Origin of the sequence: Pseudonocardia humida (genome assembly GCF_023898865.1) — a bacterium.
Lineage (GTDB): Bacteria > Actinomycetota > Actinomycetes > Mycobacteriales > Pseudonocardiaceae > Pseudonocardia > Pseudonocardia humida.
In genome coordinates this window covers 42,488-59,380 of the sequence record NZ_JAGSOV010000053.1, presented here as the reverse complement: position 1 = coordinate 59,380, position 16,893 = coordinate 42,488, and the positions used below count along the sequence as shown (strand labels likewise).

Sequence of the window (16,893 nt, the reverse complement as noted above, 5' to 3'; positions counted from 1 at the left end):
GGGTGGGGATGGGGGTGATCCCGCACCTGGCCGGCGCCCGGCCCTAAATCCGCTGCTCAGCGCCCACCAGCAACCCCTCGCAGGTGCGGATCAGCACCCGGCAGGCGTCGGCGGCGGCGCGGGCGGTCATGGGGTTCTCGGCCAGGTCCTGCCAGCGCGAGAGCGCGTCCAGCGCCGCCGCCCGCACGTGCTCGGGGCCGGCGTCGGCGGGCAGCCCCAGCCGGGTGGTGGCCGCCGCGCCGGACTCGCCGAGCAGCCGCTCGGCCTCCGGGACGACCCCGGCGGGCAGCGCCACGACCCGCGAGCGCAGCGCGGACAGCAGCCGCAGCTCGGTGAACTCGTGGGCGCCCGCGAAGATCCGCTCGACCTCACCGACGAGCCCGGCCGCACCCGGGCGCGGGTCGCCGCGCAGCAGCCGCTCCAGGGCCAGCAGCGCGGAGCGGGCCTTGAGCAGGTCGCGGCGCTCGGCGAACTGGCTGTGCAGCACGTGCTGCAGGTCCTCCAGCCCGGAGCGGCGCACCAGCTCGGTGGCCAGCGCGGCCGGGCTGTCCAGGCCCTGGCGGATCAGCAGCGTCGACAGCCGCAGCCCGAACAGGCCGAACCGGCGCAGCAGCTCCCGGCGCCGGGCGGCCTCCAGGCCCGGGGCCGCTCGGGTGATCGGCCCGGAGTCGGCGGTGAACCGGTCGGCGGTCAGCAGCGCCGCGTCGAGCTCCTCGCGGGGGCCGGCGACCAGCTCGCGCAGCGCGGCGAACTCGGCCTGGTGCAACGTGCGCCCGGTCTGGGCGACCAGCCCGGCCACCGCGACGACGTTCTGGCACAGCCCGCGCAGCGCGGGCTCGGTGCGGTAGCGGCTCGCCACCGCCCGCGCCGAGATCATCGCCTCGGGCCGCCCGCCGCCGATCTCGTCGGCCCGCGAGATCACCGCCACGGTGTTGACCGAGGCCGCCCTGGCCACGCCCTGGTCGCGGAACGCCTCGAGGAACTCCGCGTCCGAGGCGTGCAGCTGGCGCATCAGGTAGATGACGGCGTCGGCCTCGGTGGGGGTGTCGTCGTCGGGGTGCAGGAAGCGCACGGTGCGCCGCGACGTGCCGGTGGACAGCGACGCCGTGCCCGGGGTGTCGATCAATGTGGCGGAGCGCAGGTTCTGCGACGGCCAGTCGACGACCATCCGGTCCAGATCGTCGGCCGAGCGGCCCTGCAGGTCGATGACCAGGGCGCCGTCGCGGCGGTCGACGGGCAGCGCCACCGGCGCCCCCGAGCGGGGGAACGCCACGATCCGCGGCGCGCGCCCGTCGCGGTACCAGGTGACGATCTGCGTGCACTCGCCGGCGTCGGTGGGCGCGACCTGCTCCCCGACGAGCGCGTTGAGCAGCGTCGACTTGCCCGCCTTCACCTTGCCCGCGACGGCGATCCGCAGCGGCTCGTCCAGCCGGGCGAGGTGGGCGCTGAGCCACGCGGACGTGCGCGGGTCGTCCTGGTAGTGGGGCACGGTCTTGTGCAGCACGGCGCGCACGGCCGCGGTCAGCGCGCCGCCGGTCGCCGACGGCCCCACCGGCGCGTTCACCGGTCCGGCCCCGGCTCGCCGGGGGCCGGGAGGTTGTCCAGCACGCCGGGCAGCAGGCGCTGCAGCACCTCGCAGGAGTCGGGGTCCGGCGCCTCCAGGGCCGCCATCACCACCTGGCTCGCCGAGACCCCGACGTCGTACTGGCAGAACTCGCCCCGCCCGGTGAACGTCTCCAGGGCCGGGTAGCCGTCCAGCCGGACGCGGGTGGTCGTCGGCTCGCTGTTCGCCGCGATCGTGGCCAGGCCCTCGCCGTCGGTGTAGAGGGTGAGGTCCAGGCTGCCCGCGCCGCTGCGCCAGCGACAGCGCGGACCCTCGTCGGCGGGTACGGCCGTGCCCGCCCCGCCCAGGCCGGCGCCCGCCAGCTGCTCCGGGGTCACCAGCGCGCAGGGATCGGCCCCGGCCGCGTCCCGCACGTCCGTGATGGTTGGTACGGGTGGCACTACCGGACTTGAGCCACCGCACCCACTGACTACCGCCAATAGCAGCAGTGTCAGGACGGCCGTTCGTCGCGCCTGCTTCGTCATCCCCTTGCTCCCCCTCGCCCGCACACCGGGCACCGTATGCAACCTACCGTTCGCCGTCCGTCACCTCTTCTCTCCGTGCTCGTTCGTTAACACGGCGTTGCCCAGGTCCGAAGAGGATGCGAGGTCACTCACGTCCTCGCCGCCGCGAATTCGCACCTTCAGCGTGGAGTAGCCCTGATGACGCACATGGCCTACCAGGTTGGTATCGACCTGGGCACGACGTACTCGGCCGCCGCGGTCTGCCGCGAGGGCGACCCGCGACCCGAGATCGTGCCGCTCGGCGGGGCGACGCCGTCGGTGGCGTCGATGGTCTTCCTGGCCCCGGACGGGTCGATGGTGTGCGGCGAACCGGCGCAGCGCCGGGCCGTCACCGACCCCCGCCGGGTGGTCCGCGAGTTCAAGCGGCGCATCGGCGACGGCACCCCGCTCGTGGTCGGCGGGCACCCGGTGGCGGCCGAGACCGTGGCCGCCCGGTTCGTGGCCTGGATGCTGGCCACGGTCAGCGACCGGGAGGGCGGACCGCCCGACCGGGTGGCCCTGACCCACCCGGCCGAGTGGGGCACGCACAAGCGCGAGGCCGTGGCCGCCGCGCTCGCCGCGCACGGCGTGAGCGACGTGCTGTTCCTGACCGAGCCGGAGGCCGCCGCCATCGGCTACGCCAGCACCGCGCGCGTCGACGTCGGCGGCACGGTCGCCGTCTACGACCTCGGCGGGGGCACCTTCGACGCCGCGGTCGTGCGCAAGCTGGCCGACGGGCGCTGGGAGGCGGTCGGCAGGCCGATGGGCATCGAGCACCTCGGTGGCGTCGACTTCGACCAGGCGGTGTTCGACCACGTCCGGGAGGCCGTCGGGGAGGCGTGGGACCGGCTCGACCCGGCGGACCCGGCCGTGCAGAGCGCGGTCGCCGGGCTGCGCCGGGAGTGCACGGCGGCCAAGGAGGCGCTCTCCGCGGACACCGAGGTGATGGTCCCGGTGATGCTGCCGGGCACGCACCTGCAGGTGCGGATCGGTCGCACGGAGTTCGAGGAGGCGATCCGTCCCGCCGTCGTGGAGACGGTGGAGGCGCTGCGCCGCGCCCTCGACTCCGCCGGGATCCCCCAGCCCGACGCGGTGCTGCTGGTCGGCGGATCCTCGCGGATCCCGCTGGTCTCCCAGCTGGTCTCGGCCGAGCTCGGGCGGGCGGTCGCGATCGACGCCGACCCCAAGGCCGTGATCGCCACCGGCGCGGCGCTGGCCGCCCGCGGGCCGATCGCGGCCGCCGACCCGGACGCCACCGCGATCACCGCCCTGCCCCACGGGGCGCCGCCGCCCCCGCCACTGGGCGCCGAGCCGCCGCCGAGCGAGCAGACCCCCGAGGACGGGCGGCGGTGGCCGCGCCGGGGCCCGATCCTGGCGGTCGCCGCGGCCGCGGTCGTGGCGGCGGCGTTCGCGGTGGGGGCGGTGACGCTGGCGGCCGGTGAGGAACCGCTGGCCGCGTCGAGCACGCCCGCCCCGGCCGCCGCCGACCCGACCACCGGGCAGGTACTGGCCGAGGGCGGCCAGGTGGACCCGTGGACGGGCGAGGTCGCCACCAAGACCTCCGCGCCCGGTCCGCGGCGACCGCGCGCGGTCGCCGCGGCCGCGAAGCCGGGCAGCCGGATCATCGGGACGGGCGCGGCGGGGGCGTCGGCGGCCGGTGGGGCAAGCCGGACGGTGGACGTGGTGCCGCCGCCCGGCGTCCCGGCTCCGAACCCGCCGGTCGGCCCGCCGTCGCAGCCCGCGGGCCCACTGGCACCGCCGGTCGACCCGCCTTCCCAGCCCGCGGACCCGCCTTCCCGGCCCGCGGATCCGCCGTCGCAGCCCGCAGATCCGCCGTCACAGCCCGCGGACCCGCCGTCACAGCCCGCAGATCCGCCGTCACAGCCCGCGGACCCGCCGTCACAGCCCGCGGACCCGCCGTCACAGCCCGCAGATCCGCCGTCACAGCCCGCGGACCCGCCGTCACAGCCCGCGGACCCGCCCTCACAGCCCGCCGACCCGCCTGCCGATCCGCCTGCCGATCCGCCTGCCAACGACGGCACCACCTCGGCAGCCCCCGAGACCTCCGCGCCCGCACCCGACAGCGGAGCCGCGCCGAGCACCACCTGACGAAGGAGCGATCACCACATGAGCACCGGGCCCGGGGACCCGATGACGGAGGCCCCCACCACCAGCCTCGACGCGATCGGCCGCCCGCCGGAGCGGCCGCCGCAGCCCCCGTCGCGACCGCGGTTCGAGTTCCGGCCGCCGCCGTCGGCGGAGCGCACGCCCCGACCGTCGGTGCTGACCGCGTCCAGCCTGCTGTGGCTGGTCGCGGCCGGTGCGCTGCTGCTGGCCGTCGTGCTGCCGCTGGTCGGCGTGGGCGACCTGTGGGCCGACGTCACGGCGACCGTGGCGCGGGACTTCCCGAACGAGTCGCCGACCACCCGCGATCGCGCGGTCGCCGCGCTCACCGCGGGCCTGGTCGGCAGCGGGGTGCTGCTCGCGCTGCTGGAGGGCGGGGCGGCGGCGGCCCTGCGCTCCGGGCGCTCCGGGGCGCGGATCCTGCTGGCGCTGCTGCTCGCGCTGACCGCGGTGCACGGGCTGGTCATGATCGGCTTCGCCACGCCGCTGAGCTCGGCGATGCTCGGTGCCGGCGTCGCGTTGGGCCTGGTGGCCGCCGTGCTGATGTTCCTGCCCGGGACGACGGCCTGGTTGGCCCAGCCGCGCCGGCACTGACCGGCCCGCTCGACGGAACGGCCCCCGCGGCGCGTGGCGCTGCGGGGGCCGTCCGGCGTGTCAGGGGCTCAGCCGACGAGTCCCCAGCGGCGCAGGCCGCGCCGGACCGGTCCGCCGAGCTTGCGGTACTCGTCGCAGAGCTCGGCTCCGCAGGCTCCGCAGTCCGAGCCGGGGCGGTAGTGCTCGTGGGCGTCCTTGCCGTGGCCGCAGGCGCACGGGGCGACGACGGTCTGCGGGGTGGGCGGTGTCGGCGGTGCCTCCGGGCGCCACTGCGGGACCCGGATCTCGGGCATCGACGGCACCCCGGTCGGTGGAGTGAGAACCGACGAGCCCGGAGAGCGCGGACGCCCGCGGCGACCGGGTCGCTGCTCGGATGTCGAGTCCCCCATCGTGGGTGCCCTGCCCTTCTTCGGTCGGGGTCCCGGTGGGGACCCGCTCGCAGTACCAGTATGCGGTGCCGGGTGCGTGATAGCCGCCCGGATCGGCGGGCAAACATCGTTGGACGCCTTGCTGCCCCTGAGGTTGTCCCGCGCCGCCGATCATACGACAGACGGTCGCTCTTCAGCGACGACCGGTCGGCGATCGGTGGTGGGTGTCGCGGCCGGCAGTCGCAGGGTCGCGACGCAGCCGCTCGGCCCGACCGCGTTCGCGACCGTCAGGCTCCGCCCGGCCTCGCGGGCCAGCCGGGCGCAGTTGGCCAGCAGGTCGGTCAGCACCCGGGCGAGCAGCGCGGGCGAGCCCGCGGCGCGCACCCCGGCCGATACCCGCAGCTCCAGCGGGCCCACCCCGGGCGCTGCCGCCGACTCGCGCAGCGCGGCCCGGTCCATCAGCACCTGGGCACCGTGTAGCCCGACCCGGCGGACGACGCTTCGTCGAGCACGACGCCCGGCACCTCCACCCCGCCCGCGTCAACCAGCGCCGGCAGCCGCTCCAGCTCGGCCAGCACGGCGTGGCGCAGCGACTCGTGCTCCCCGGCAGAGGGGCCGCTGAGCAGGTGGGCGATGCCGGTCAGGCCGGCCAGGCCGTTGCGCAGCTCGTGGTCGCGGTCGGCGGCGATCTCCTGGGCCCGCTCCAGGTGCAGCACCGCGGTGGAGATCTCCTCCTGCCACTCCCAGTTGCGCACCTGCAACCGCCCCAGGCCCTCGCGCACCAGCTGCGCCAACCCGATCATGACCACGACCAGCCCGAGCAGGCGCAGCCCGTCGAAGGCGAGGTCACCCGCGCCGGAGGCCGGGTCGGCGGACACCCGGTAGAGCCGGGCCACGGCCTGCCCGCGGTGCCCGCCGGCCAGCAGGGCCGGCACCTCGCGCTCGCGGGGTGAGCCTGCCGAGCTTGACCGCCGGCTCCTCGCGCTCGGCGCGGCGCCGCCGGAAGACCGCGACGTACTGGTCGCGCCGCGCGGGCGGCATGGCGTCGCGACCGGCCAGCGCGGCGCGCACGGCCCGCAGCAGCACCGCGATGGGCGCCATCTCGGGCACCCACGCCAGCGCGCCGGCGTCGAGTGCGGCACCGATGCGGGTGTTGCTCGCGGTGCCGGACAGCATCAGGCCGGGCTCAGTGCGTGCGGCGGCGTCCGCCCGCCTGGTCGGCCAGCATCCGCAGCCCGCTCAGCAGCCCGCCGAGCAGGTCGCCCTCCCGGAACGAGGCCACCATGCTCATCACCGCGAGCTTGGCGCCCCGGTCGAGCAGCCGCACCCGCGCCTCCGGCCCGGTGATCACCTCGACCACCCGCTGCTCGGGGCTGACCGCGACCAGCACGGCCTCCGCGGAGCCCTCCAGCTCGGAGTGCAGCCCCGCCGCCCGCTCGCTCGGCGAATCGCCGAGGTCGCCCAGGTAGACGCTGAAGCGCAGGCCGGTCTCCCGGCTGGCCAGCGTGAGCGCCTCGTCGAGGCGGGTCAGCTGGACCGGGGTGAACGGGTGGTCGGCGCGGGACTCGTCGCGGAACTCCACCGCCGACGACACGCGTCCGGACGCGGTGCGGACCGTGCCCTCCGGCAGGTTCCCGTCGTCGTCGACGACGTCGACTACTCCGTGGCCGTGCTCACCAGCTGCCACGGGCACCTCCAAGGTCACCGGCCACGGGGTGGCCGTCGGCGGCGGGCAGCTGCGCGCCCTCCGGGTTCGCCGTCCACCACAGCGGCTCGTAGGGCCACGGCTGGCCGGATCGGTAGCGGGGTCGGTCGGCGCGCCGCGGCACGACGACCAGGGCGACGATGAGCAGGTAGAGGCCCACCGTCGGCACCACGAAGACGAGGATCGTCTGCAGGACGCTCACGACGCAGAATCTAGTTCACCGGCGCCCGGTGCGGGCACCCCGGGCCGGACCCGGGCGCGGCGTCCGCTCAGCCCGCGCGACCCAGCGTGACCTCGGCCAACACGGCCCGGTGGTCGGTCCCCGCGAGATCGACGACCTCCAGCCGCCGGGTGACGGTCCCCGCGGGCACCAGGACGTGGTCGATGTGGATGCCGAACCAGCGCGGGAACCTGGCCGGGTAGGTGCCGACCAGGCCCTTCCCGGTGCCCGCCGCGGCGCTGCGGGTGCCGCCGAGGGCGGCCCGGAAGGCCGAGTGGTCGTGGGTGGCGTTGAAGTCGCCGGCCACGACGGGCGCCGGCGTGCTCCGGCACCACCGCCCGAGGACCTCCATGTCGTCGCGCCACCGCGGGATCAGCCTGCGCTGCAGCGGCGCGGTGGCGTGGATGCCCCGGAACACGCGCCCGCCCAGCCGCCCCCCGGTGACCTCCACGTGCGCCAGCCGCATCTCCCGCACCGCCCGCAGCCGCACGTCGCCCAGCGCGTCGGAGACGAGGACGGTGACCGAGTGCACGTCGCGGGCGCCCGGCGGCGTCGACACGCACGCCCGGTAGCCCAGCCCCTCGACGAGCGGCATCAGCTTGTCGCGGTAGTCGTGCCCGGCCTCGGGGAGCACGACGACGTCGGGGTGCTCGCGCTCGATGAGCGTGGCCAGCTCCCCGGTGTCGGCCCGCCCCTTGAGCACGTTGGCGGTGAGGACGGTGAGGTCGGTGCCGTCAGCGGGGACGGGCCCGACCGGCCTGCGGACACCCCGCCCGGCCACCGCGGCCAGCCCCACCAGCCCCACGGCTCCCATCCCGACCGCGAGCGGCCGGGTGGCCCGCGCCGGGGCCAGCGCCGCCGCCACCGCCAACGCCCCCGCCACGGCCTGCGGCCGCAGGGACACCGAGTCGACGAACGGGAACCGGGAGTCCACCCGGAGCCGGTCGGGCAGCACCGCCACCGCGGTCACCACCCCCGCGGCCAGGGTGCGGAACGGGATCGGACGTCGCCAGGCCATGGTCGTTGATCCTCCCGGAAGGGGTGCGGGTCCCGCGGCCCGGCACACCACCGCGACGCATTCCCGCCCAACGCCGTACCCGATCGGTGAGTTCCGCCCGCTCGGCCGGGGGCGGTGGGCTCCGGCGCCTCCGCGCCGCCCGCGCGGCGGGCGACGCGGCCGTCCTCGCCGAGGCGCTGTGCTCCTCGCAGGCGCCACAGCACCTGCGAGGAGCACGCAGACCTGCGACGTGACCGGGGACGCGGCGCGAGGACGCCGGAGCCGCCAGAAGCCTCAGCCGACCGAGACCTCGGCCTCCAGCACCCGCTCCACCCCCACGACCCGCCGGGGACCCACCAGCTCGACCTCGATCACCGTCCGCGCATCCGCGGCCGACGCCCCCACCAGCACCTGCGCACCCCCCGGGGTGACGACCCGCTGCCCGTCCCGCCCCGTGTACGACGTCAGGTCGGCCGCGAGCGTGAACCGCACCGCGCGCCGCTCCCCCGCCGCCAGGTCGACCCGGGCGTAGGCGACGAGCCGCTGGACGGGCTGGACCACCTCGGCGACCGTCCGCCGCAGGTACACCTGCACCACGTCGGACGTCGCCCGGTCGTGGGGGTTGGTGAGGGCGACGGTGAGGTCGAGCGCGCCGTCGGTGGCCCACTCCGCGCTGCTCGCCTCGGCGTCCGACCAGCTCGCCGGGGCGTAGGAGAGGCCGTACCCGAACGGGAACAGCGGGGTGGGGTCGACGGAGGTGACCTCGGACGGTCCGGCGAGGGGGGCGCCGGGGCCGCCGGGCTGGACGGTGCCGGCGCCGGGGAAGGCCACCGGGAGCCGGCCGGCGGGGTCGAGGCGGCCGGTGAGCACGCCGGCCAGGGCGGTGGCGCCCTCCTCGCCCGGGTAGAAGCCGCAGACGATGGCGGCGAGGCGGTCGGCCTGGCGGGACAGGTCGTAGGGGCGTCCGCTGAGCAGCACCAGCACCACGGGGGTGCCGGTGGCCAGCACGGCCTCCAGCAGCTCCTCCTGGCGGCCGGGCAGGCGCAGGTCGGCGACGTCGCAGCCCTCGCCGGAGGTGCCGCGGCCGAACAGGCCGGCCCGGTCGCCGAGCGCCAGGACGCAGACGTCGGTGTCGCGGGTCACCGCGACGGCCTCGGCGATGCCGGCGTCGTCGCCGCCGAGCACCGGGCAGCCCTCGGCGTGGGCGACGTCGACGGGCAGGGCGGCGCGCAGCGCGTCGAGCAGGGTGGGGACCTCGATCCCGACGGGCACCCCGGGGTGCTGCGCCCCGACGTGCACGGGGAACGAGTAGCAGCCCATGACGGCGGTCGGGTCGGCGGCGCGGGGCCCGACCAGACCGACCCGGGCGTCGGGGCGCAGCGGCAGGGTGCCGTCGTTGGCCAGCAGCGTGATCGCGCGTTCGGCGAGCAGCCGGGCGATCTCGCGGGACTCCGGCGGGTCGAGGTCGAACGGGCCGGGGGCCTCGGGCTCCCAGTCGGGGTCGAGCAGCCCCAGCTCGATCTTCTGGCGCAGCACGCGCAGCAGGGCGCGGTCGATGTCGGCCTCGTCGACCGCGCCGCTCTCGACGGCGGCGAGCAGGGGCGGGCCGTAGCAGTCGACGGTGGGCAGTTCGACGTCGACGCCTGCGCGCAGCGCCAGCGCGGCGGCGGCGGCCCGGTCGCCGGTGACGGCGTGCAGCTTGTGCAGGAAGGCCACCGCGAAGTAGTCCGACACGGTCGTGCCGGTGAAGCCGAGCCGTTCCCGCAGCAGGCCGGTGAGCAGCACGGGGTCGCCGGTGGCCGGCACGCCGTCGAGGTCGTTGTAGGCGGGCATCACCGAGCGCGCCCCAGCCCGCAGGGCCATCTCGAACGGGGGAAGCAGCACGTCGGCGAGCTCGCGCGGGCCGATCGCGACCGGCGCCATGTTGCGCCCGCCGCGCCCGGCCGAGTAACCGACGAAGTGCTTGAGCGTGGCGACGACGCCGGCGGACTGGACGCCGCGCACGTACGCGGCGCCGAGCGTGCCGACCAGCAGCGGCTCCTCGCCGATGGTCTCCTCGACCCGGCCCCAGCGCAGGTCGCGGGCCACGTCGACGACCGGGGCCAGGCCCTGGTGCACGCCCAGCGCGCGCATGGTCGCGCCGATGCGCTCGCCCATGCGCCGCACCAGGGCGGGGTCGAAGCTCGCGCCCCAGCACAGCGGGGCCGGGTAGACGGTGGCCCGCCACGCCGCCAGGCCGGTGAGGACCTCCTCGTGCACGACGGCCGGGATGGCGAACCGGTTGGCCGCGGTGATCGCGCGCTGGGTGGCCGCGACTGAGGCCGCCCCGGCCCGCGGGTCGACGGGGGCGGTGCCGAACGGCCGGGTCAGCTGGCCGATGCCCAGCGGCAGCAGGGCCTCCAGGTCGACCGGGTCGGCGGTCTCGTCGTGCTGGTGGGGGGCCACGCCGCCGGCCTCGGCCGCGCCCACCCAGATGCCGGAGAGCTGGGCGAGCTTCTCGGCGGGGGTCATCTCGGCGATGAGCGCGGCGGCCCGCTCGCCCGGGTCGCGGCCGGGCTCGCGCCAGGTGGCGGTGCGCGATCCGGCGGTCATCGCGGACCCGCCGTGGTGTCGCGCAGGACCAGCCGCGTGGGCAGCCTGACCTGGCGCGGGTCGGGGTGTTCGCCGCGGAGGATGGCCACGACCATCTCGATGGCCCGCTGGCCCATCAGCTGGATGGGTTGCTCCACGGTGGTCAGCATGGGGCGGGTCAAGGTGCTCTCCGGGATGTTGTCGAAGCCGATGACCGACAGGTCGTCCGGTACCTGCATGCCGAGCGTGAGCGCCATGTCCATGGTGGCGATGGCGGAGATGTCGTTCGCGGCGAAGATCGCCGTCGGGGGGTCGGGCAGCCGCAGCAGCGCGTGCGCGGCGTTCGCCGAGAGCGCCTCGGCGTAGTCGCCGGCCACCACCAGCGCGGGGTCGACGGGCACGCCGGCGGCGGCCATCGCGGCGCGGAACCCGGTCTCGCGCAGCCGGGCGGACTCCAGGTCGGAGCGGCCGGCGATGAACGCGATCCGCCGGTGGCCGAGCTCGAGCAGGTGCTCGGTGGCCGTTTCGGCGCCGCGGCGGTTGTCCGAGTCGATGGTGGGCACGTCCTCGCCGCCGGTGTGCGGGTCGACCGCGACGACCGGCGCGCCGTAGGACGGCGCGAGCACCGTCGGCGTGACGATCACGGCGCCGTCGATGAGGGTGCCCGACAGCCGGGACAGGTAGCGGTTCTCCCAGCCCACGGCGTGCGCGGCCTCCCCGCCCGCCGAGTAGACGACCAGTTCGTACCCGGTGCCGCGGATGGCCTTGGCCGCGCCCTTGAGCAGCTCGGCGCTGAACGGCTCGATGTCGGTGACCAGCACGCCGATCACGTTGGTCCGCTGGTTGCGCAGGCTGCGTGCCACGAGGCTGGACTCGTAGCCGAGCTGCTCGATCGCGGCCCGCACCCGCTCGATGGTGCTCGCCGACACGCCGTAGCGGTCGTTGATCACCTTCGAGACCGTGGCGACCGAGACGCCGGCCTGCGCGGCCACGTCGCGGATGGTGGCCCGACTGGTAGTCACGGGCGGGGACGCTAGCAGCACGAAAACGTTATCGACAACGATTGACACGCGGGCGTGTGCGGCAGCACCATTCCCCCTCACCGAAGCCGCCAGAGGCCTGCCTGCGACGCCAGACCCCGAGAGGACCCCTCATGCTTCGATCCACGCGCGCGGCGGCGCTGATTGCCGCCGCGCTGCTCACCGCCACCACCGCCGCGTGCGCCGGTGGCGGTGGTGGCCCCGCCCCGGCCACCACGCCGGACGGCAAGCAGGTGATCACGTGGTGGCACAACGCCACCCAGGACACCCTGAAGAACTACTTCCAGGACGCGGCCGACCGCTACACCGCCGCCCACCCGGAGGTCACCTTCCAGATCGAGCCCGTGCAGAACGAGACGATCCAGACCAAGATCCGGGTCGGCCTGCAGAGCAACGACCCGCCGGACCTGTTCCAGCAGTGGGGCGGCGGCGACCTGGCCACCCAGGTCGAGTCGGGCAAGATCGCCGACATCACCGACGCCACCAAGGACGTCGTCGAGTCGATGGGCCCGATCGCCGACCCGTGGTCGGTGGACGGCAAGCAGTACGGGCTGCCCTACAGCGTCGGCGTGACCGGGCTCTGGTACCGCACCGACCTGTTCGCCCAGGCCGGGATCACCACGCCGCCGAAGACGATCGACGAGTTCTACACCGTGGTCGACCAGCTCAAGGCGGCCGGGATCGTCCCCGTCGCGCTCGGCGGCAAGGACAAGTGGCCCGACGCGTTCTGGTGGGCCAACTTCGCCACCCGCGAGTGCCCCCAGGCCGCGCTGGAGGCGGTGACCACCGACCTGGCCATGACCGACCCGTGCTTCGTCAAGGCGGGCCAGGACGTCGAACGGCTCATCGCCGCGCAGCCCTTCCAGGAGGGCTTCCTCGCCACCCCTGCGCAGGAGGGCGCGGCCAGCTCGGCGGGCATGCTGGCCAACGGCCAGGCCGCGATGGAGCTCATGGGCCACTGGAACGAGGGCCAGACCACCGGTCTGACCCCGGACAAGCAGCCGCTGGGCGACAAGCTCGGCTGGTTCCCGTTCCCGACCGTGCCCGGTGGGCAGGGGACGCCCGGGGCCACCGTGGGCGGCGGTGACGGCTTCTCCTGCTCCGCCTCGGCCCCTCCGGCCTGCGTCGACTTCCTGAAGTTCCTGACCTCCGACGAGGAGCAGACCACCTTCGGGGCCACCAACACCGGCCTGCCGGCCGCCAAGGCCGCGGAGTCCTCGGTCACCGGCACCTCCATCAAGGCCGTGCTGGAGGCCCGGGCCGCCACCCCGTACAACCAGCTCTACTTCGACAAGGCCCTGCCGACCGACGTCGGCCAGGCGCTCAACGACGAGATCGCCGGGCTGTTCGCCGGCACCTCCGACCCGCAGCGCATCGTCGACGTGGGGGCCGTGGCCCCCGCACGCAGTTAGGGGTGGTGCCGACCACCCCCCCCCGGGGGGGGGCCGCCCCCCCGGGGGGGCCCCGCCCCCCCCCCCGCCCCCCGACGGGGCGGTCGCGGGCCCGGCGCTGGGGCGAGATCGCCCTGTTCCTCGGGCCCGCGCTGCTGCTCTACGCCGCCTTCGTCATCGTGCCGATGGTGCTGGCCGGCTACTACAGCTTGTTCAACTGGAACGGCCTGGGCCCGCTCGACCAGTTCATCGGCTTCGACAACTACACCCGGGCGGCGGGCGACCCCGTCTTCCGGGCCGCGGTCGGGCACAACGCGCTGATCGTGGTGCTGTCGATCGTGGTGCAACTGCCGCTCGCGCTGGGCCTGGCGCTGCTGCTCAACCGGCGGCTGCGCGGGCGGGCGATCCTGCGGATGGTGCTGTTCGCGCCGTACGTGCTCTCCGAGGTCGTCACCGCGGTGGCGTGGCAGCTGATCCTGCAGCCGTCGGGCCCGGTCAACAGCCTGCTGGAGAGCGTCGGCCTCGACGGCTGGGCGCAGCTCTGGCTGGCCGACCGCGACCTGGTCATCTACTCGCTGTTCATCGTGATCACCTGGAAGTACCTCGGGTTCGGGATCGTGCTGTTCCTGGCCGGGCTGCAGGGCGTGCCCCATGAGCTGCTGGAGGCGGCCACGGTGGACGGCGCGTCGGCGTGGCAGCGCACCCGGCACGTGGTGCTGCCGCTGCTCGGCCCGACCATCCGGATCTGGGTCTTCCTGTCGGTGATCGGCGCGCTGCAGCTGTTCGACCTCGTCTGGATCATGACGAAGGGCGGGCCGTCGAACGCGTCGGTGACGATGGCGACCTTCCTGATCGACCGCGGCTTCGAGCGCTCGCAGATCGGCTACGGCAGCGCCGCGGCCGTGCTGCTGTTCGTCATCTCGTTCGCGTTCGCCCTGCTCTACCAGCGGTTCGTGCTGCGCCGCGACACCGAGGGCGCGCTGACCAGGAGTGTGCGGTGATGATCTCTGCGAACCGGGCCGGGTGGACCTCACCGCTGGTGTACGTTCTCGCGCTGGCCGTCGCCGGCATCACGATCGCGCCGATCGTCTACGTGATCATCGGCGGGTTCCGCACCACCGGGCAGATCGCCAACGACCCGATCGGCCTGCCCGACCCGTGGGTGCCCGCCAACTACGCCGACGCCGCCGCGACCGGCACGTTCTGGGGCCAGGCCGCCAACAGCCTGATCATCGCCACGATCACCACGCTGCTGGCCGTCGGCCTCGGGGCGATGGCGGCGTTCGCGCTGGCCCGCATGCGGTTCCGCGGGCGCGACGCGCTGTACTCCTTCTTCGTGCTCGGCCTGCTGTTCCCGGTCGCGGTGGCGGTGCTGCCGCTCTACCTGCTGCTGCGCAACCTCGACCTGAGCGGGCTGCTGGCCGTCGCGGTGCCGCAGGCGGCGTTCGCGATGCCGGTGACGATCGTGATCCTGCGACCGTTCATGCGCAACGTGCCCGGCGAACTGGAGGACGCCGCCACCATCGACGGCTGCGGTCGGCTGCGGTTCTTCTGGCGGATCCTGCTGCCGCTCTCGCGCCCGGCGCTGGTCACCGTGTCCGTGCTGGCCGTGGTGAACAGCTGGAACGCCTACCTGCTGCCGCTGCTGGTGCTCGGCGACGCCGCCGAGTACACGCTGCCGCTGGGCACCGCGGCGTTCAGCTCGCAGTACGGCTCGGACACCGCCCGCATCCTGGCCTTCACCGCGCTGTCGATGCTGCCCGCGCTGCTGTTCTTCCTGGTCGCCGAGCGCAAGATGGTCGGCGGCCTGGCGGGCTCGGTGAAGGGCTAGCGACAACCCCTGGTCACGGCTCGCGGCGGCGACGACCCCGCCGCGGGTCCGGCGTGCCGTCCGCCGCGCCGCGTCCGGAGCCGCTAGCGGGGGCTCCGGCTCCGGACGCGACCGGGGACGGCTCGGCCTCGGCGTCGTCGTCGACCGGCTGGTCGGCGGCGGCGCCGAAGGTCAGCGCGCCCGGCTCGTGGTAGCGCGGGACCGGCACGCGGATCTCCTCCGGCCCGGGCGGGCGCGGAGTGGGCGCGACGCCCTCCGGGTGGCGCGGGGCGGGCGGCATCCCGGCCGCCGGACGCGGGGCCGGGGGTGCGTCCGCGTGGGCCTGCCGGTCGTGCACGGCGGCCGGCAGGACCGAGGTCGCCTCGGCCTGGCCGACCGCGGCCGCCAGGTGCCCCAGCTCGGGGAAGCGGTCGGTCACCGGGTCGTGGTCGGGCACGTCGGCCCGCCCGTCCTGCTCCCGGGTGATCGGGATGACCGCCGTGGCCTCCGTGTCGACCGGCTCGTCCGCGGGCTCCGCCCGCCGGCGCCGCAGCTGCTCGACGTCGACCAGCCGGGCGGCCAGCACGTCCAGCACGACGCCCAGCGGCTCGGCGTGGCCCGGGCCCGCCGGGTGGGCCGGATCGCCCAGCAGCTGCAGGGCCCCGACCGACCGGCCGTCCGCGACCAGCGGCACGGTCATCGCCTCGGTGATCCCGGTCTCGGCGGCCGCCGCGGCCAGCTCCGGCGGCCCGACGCGCAGCAGGTCGCCGGTGAGCAGCGGGCGCCCGGACCGGCTGACCGCGGCGAGCGGGCCGCTGCGCGCGTCGCGCTGCACCCGGCCGAGCCGGGCCGCCGCGTCGTCGGAGCCCGCCACCGGGCCGAGCGCGGGGTCGGCCGGGCACCCGACCGCGACGACGACACCGCGGACCCCGAGGGCGGGGTGCAGGGTGCGGCAGACGTCGGCCAGCACGGCCGGTACGTCCAGCGTGGCGGCGGTCGCCCGGCCGAGGCGCACCAGGAGGGCGTCGAACATGGTCTACTCCCCGGCCCGGTGGGATGGGGAGCGCACCGGGCCGCACTGTGCGTCGTCATCGATCAGCGCAGCGTTACCCCGCGGCCCGGCCACCGCTCTGGCAGGCTCGAGACGTGATCACCAGGATCGATCCGGAGGACTCGCACCCCACGTCCGGGTACGCGCACGTCACCCTGGTGGAGAGCGGCCGGCTGGCCTTCTTCGCCGGGCAGATGCCGATGGACGACTCCGGCGAGCGGGTGGTCGGCGTGGGCGACCTGGACGCCCAGGTCGACCGGACGGTCGTCAACGCGGCCAGGGCGCTGGCCGCGGTGGGCGCCCGCCCCGAGGACGTCGTGCGCACGACGGTCTACGTCGTGGCGTCCGCGGCGGCGGAGGCGGGCCGGGCCTGGCACCGGTTCGCCGGGTCCGAGATCGGTGCGGCGTTCACCTCGGCCAGCACGCTGCTCGGGGTGGCCGTGCTCGGCTTCCCCGACCAGCTCGTCGAACTGGAGATGACCGCGGCGCTCAGCGCACCCGGACCAGCCGCGCCGTCCGCCGGGACGCCACGATGACGGCGAGCAGCAGCACGACCAGGTCGCCCAGGTGGATGCCGTGCGTGCCGTAGAGCGTGGCCACGACGGGCCCGACGAACGTCACCGAGGCGAAGAGCAGCACGCCGACCGCGGCGATGGCCCACACGGCCACGATCCGGCCGACGCGACGGCGGTCGAGCCCGGCCGGTCCGGACGAGCGCACGTGCGTCGACATGCCGTCGACGGTACGCGGAGCCGGCCGACGCCCGGACCGATCGACCCCGCCCGGCCCCGCGCCACCCGGACGGCGGCTGCACCGCGGGATGAACCGCGCCCGCGGTCGTGCCCGGCACCGGATGGACGATTGCCCTGCGCCGCACCGGCCACTGATCATGCAGGAATGCTCCCTGCCCGTGCGC

At 75.7% G+C, this 16,893-nt stretch carries 19 protein-coding genes; 6 read left to right on the top strand and 13 right to left on the bottom strand.

Annotated elements, in window-relative coordinates; genetic code table 11:
- Positions 1-43: 43 nt before the first annotated feature.
- Both KDL28_RS25075 and KDL28_RS25070 read right to left on the bottom strand, forming a co-directional pair.
- Positions 44-1,564: a dynamin family protein gene (locus KDL28_RS25075; protein WP_252442120.1), complete on the bottom strand. Its 1,521-nt coding sequence runs from the start codon at positions 1,562-1,564 to the stop codon at positions 44-46.
- Positions 1,561-2,088 carry a DUF3558 family protein gene (locus tag KDL28_RS25070; protein ID WP_252442118.1) on the bottom strand — a complete coding sequence of 176 codons (528 nt, stop codon included), beginning with the start codon at positions 2,086-2,088 and terminating at the stop codon, positions 1,561-1,563. Before KDL28_RS25070 ends, KDL28_RS25075 begins: the two co-directional genes overlap by 4 nt.
- Before the next feature lie 177 nt (positions 2,089-2,265).
- Here KDL28_RS25070 and KDL28_RS25065 point away from each other — a divergent pair, with 177 nt between their 5' ends.
- Both KDL28_RS25065 and KDL28_RS25060 read left to right on the top strand, forming a co-directional pair.
- Positions 2,266-4,215: an Hsp70 family protein gene (locus tag KDL28_RS25065; protein WP_252442116.1), complete on the top strand. Its 1,950-nt coding sequence runs from the start codon at positions 2,266-2,268 to the stop codon at positions 4,213-4,215.
- Positions 4,216-4,233: 18 nt separating this feature from the next.
- Positions 4,234-4,824, top strand: coding sequence for a hypothetical protein (locus tag KDL28_RS25060; protein ID WP_252442114.1), 591 nt, complete (start codon positions 4,234-4,236; stop codon positions 4,822-4,824).
- Positions 4,825-4,892: 68 nt separating this feature from the next.
- Here the strand turns inward: KDL28_RS25060 and KDL28_RS25055 are convergent, their stop codons facing one another.
- The 9 genes from KDL28_RS25055 to KDL28_RS25015 form a co-directional block, all read right to left on the bottom strand.
- Positions 4,893-5,117 (bottom strand): hypothetical protein, encoded by a 225-nt coding sequence (locus KDL28_RS25055; RefSeq protein ID WP_252442112.1) that lies wholly within the window; start codon positions 5,115-5,117, stop codon positions 4,893-4,895.
- 246 nt (positions 5,118-5,363) lie between these two features.
- Positions 5,364-5,657 carry a hypothetical protein gene (locus KDL28_RS25050; protein ID WP_252442110.1) on the bottom strand — a complete coding sequence of 98 codons (294 nt, stop codon included), beginning with the start codon at positions 5,655-5,657 and terminating at the stop codon, positions 5,364-5,366.
- Complete coding sequence (locus tag KDL28_RS25045; RefSeq protein WP_252442108.1) at positions 5,651-6,127, bottom strand: hypothetical protein; 477 nt, start codon at positions 6,125-6,127, stop codon at positions 5,651-5,653. Before KDL28_RS25045 ends, KDL28_RS25050 begins: the two co-directional genes overlap by 7 nt.
- The gene (locus KDL28_RS25040; RefSeq protein WP_252442106.1) at positions 6,039-6,368 is read right to left on the bottom strand and encodes a hypothetical protein; all 330 of its coding nucleotides are present in this window, start codon (positions 6,366-6,368) and stop codon (positions 6,039-6,041) included. The genes KDL28_RS25045 and KDL28_RS25040 overlap by 89 nt, the downstream gene beginning before the upstream one ends.
- Before the next feature lie 10 nt (positions 6,369-6,378).
- Positions 6,379-6,879: a DUF5130 family protein gene (locus KDL28_RS25035; RefSeq protein WP_252442104.1), complete on the bottom strand. Its 501-nt coding sequence runs from the start codon at positions 6,877-6,879 to the stop codon at positions 6,379-6,381.
- Positions 6,866-7,099 carry an aa3-type cytochrome oxidase subunit CtaJ gene (gene ctaJ / locus KDL28_RS25030; protein WP_252442102.1) on the bottom strand — a complete coding sequence of 78 codons (234 nt, stop codon included), beginning with the start codon at positions 7,097-7,099 and terminating at the stop codon, positions 6,866-6,868. The genes KDL28_RS25035 and ctaJ overlap by 14 nt, the downstream gene beginning before the upstream one ends.
- A gap of 67 nt (positions 7,100-7,166) precedes the next feature.
- The gene (locus KDL28_RS25025) at positions 7,167-8,135 is read right to left on the bottom strand and encodes an endonuclease/exonuclease/phosphatase family protein (protein ID WP_252442100.1); all 969 of its coding nucleotides are present in this window, start codon (positions 8,133-8,135) and stop codon (positions 7,167-7,169) included.
- A gap of 273 nt (positions 8,136-8,408) precedes the next feature.
- Entirely contained in the window at positions 8,409-10,706 is a 2,298-nt protein-coding gene (locus KDL28_RS25020) for a beta-glucosidase family protein (protein ID WP_252442098.1), read from the bottom strand.
- Positions 10,703-11,707, bottom strand: a complete 1,005-nt coding sequence (locus KDL28_RS25015) for a LacI family DNA-binding transcriptional regulator (protein WP_252442096.1) — start codon at positions 11,705-11,707, stop codon at positions 10,703-10,705. Before KDL28_RS25015 ends, KDL28_RS25020 begins: the two co-directional genes overlap by 4 nt.
- Positions 11,708-11,838: 131 nt before the next feature.
- Here KDL28_RS25015 and KDL28_RS25010 point away from each other — a divergent pair, with 131 nt between their 5' ends.
- Genes KDL28_RS25010 through KDL28_RS25000 form a run of 3 tightly spaced genes read left to right on the top strand, consistent with a single transcriptional unit; the run spans position 11,839 to position 14,947 of the window.
- Complete coding sequence (locus KDL28_RS25010) at positions 11,839-13,137, top strand: ABC transporter substrate-binding protein (protein WP_252442094.1); 1,299 nt, start codon at positions 11,839-11,841, stop codon at positions 13,135-13,137.
- A 5-nt stretch (positions 13,138-13,142) separates the two neighbouring features.
- The gene (locus KDL28_RS25005; RefSeq protein WP_252442092.1) at positions 13,143-14,117 is read left to right on the top strand and encodes a carbohydrate ABC transporter permease; all 975 of its coding nucleotides are present in this window, start codon (positions 13,143-13,145) and stop codon (positions 14,115-14,117) included.
- Entirely contained in the window at positions 14,117-14,947 is an 831-nt protein-coding gene (locus KDL28_RS25000; protein WP_252442090.1) for a carbohydrate ABC transporter permease, read from the top strand. The genes KDL28_RS25005 and KDL28_RS25000 overlap by 1 nt, the downstream gene beginning before the upstream one ends.
- Before the next feature lie 13 nt (positions 14,948-14,960).
- Here the strand turns inward: KDL28_RS25000 and KDL28_RS41155 are convergent, their stop codons facing one another.
- Positions 14,961-15,959 carry a GAF domain-containing protein gene (locus KDL28_RS41155; RefSeq protein ID WP_305882239.1) on the bottom strand — a complete coding sequence of 333 codons (999 nt, stop codon included), beginning with the start codon at positions 15,957-15,959 and terminating at the stop codon, positions 14,961-14,963.
- Between the two features lie 113 nt (positions 15,960-16,072).
- On the opposite strand from KDL28_RS41155, the gene KDL28_RS24990 reads away from it, so the two are divergent.
- Positions 16,073-16,513: a RidA family protein gene (locus KDL28_RS24990; protein ID WP_252442088.1), complete on the top strand. Its 441-nt coding sequence runs from the start codon at positions 16,073-16,075 to the stop codon at positions 16,511-16,513.
- Here KDL28_RS24990 and KDL28_RS24985 read toward each other — a convergent pair.
- Positions 16,467-16,709 carry a hypothetical protein gene (locus KDL28_RS24985; RefSeq protein ID WP_252442086.1) on the bottom strand — a complete coding sequence of 81 codons (243 nt, stop codon included), beginning with the start codon at positions 16,707-16,709 and terminating at the stop codon, positions 16,467-16,469. The two genes, KDL28_RS24990 and KDL28_RS24985, sit on opposite strands and share 47 nt — an antisense overlap.
- Between the last annotated feature and the right edge of the window lie 184 nt (positions 16,710-16,893).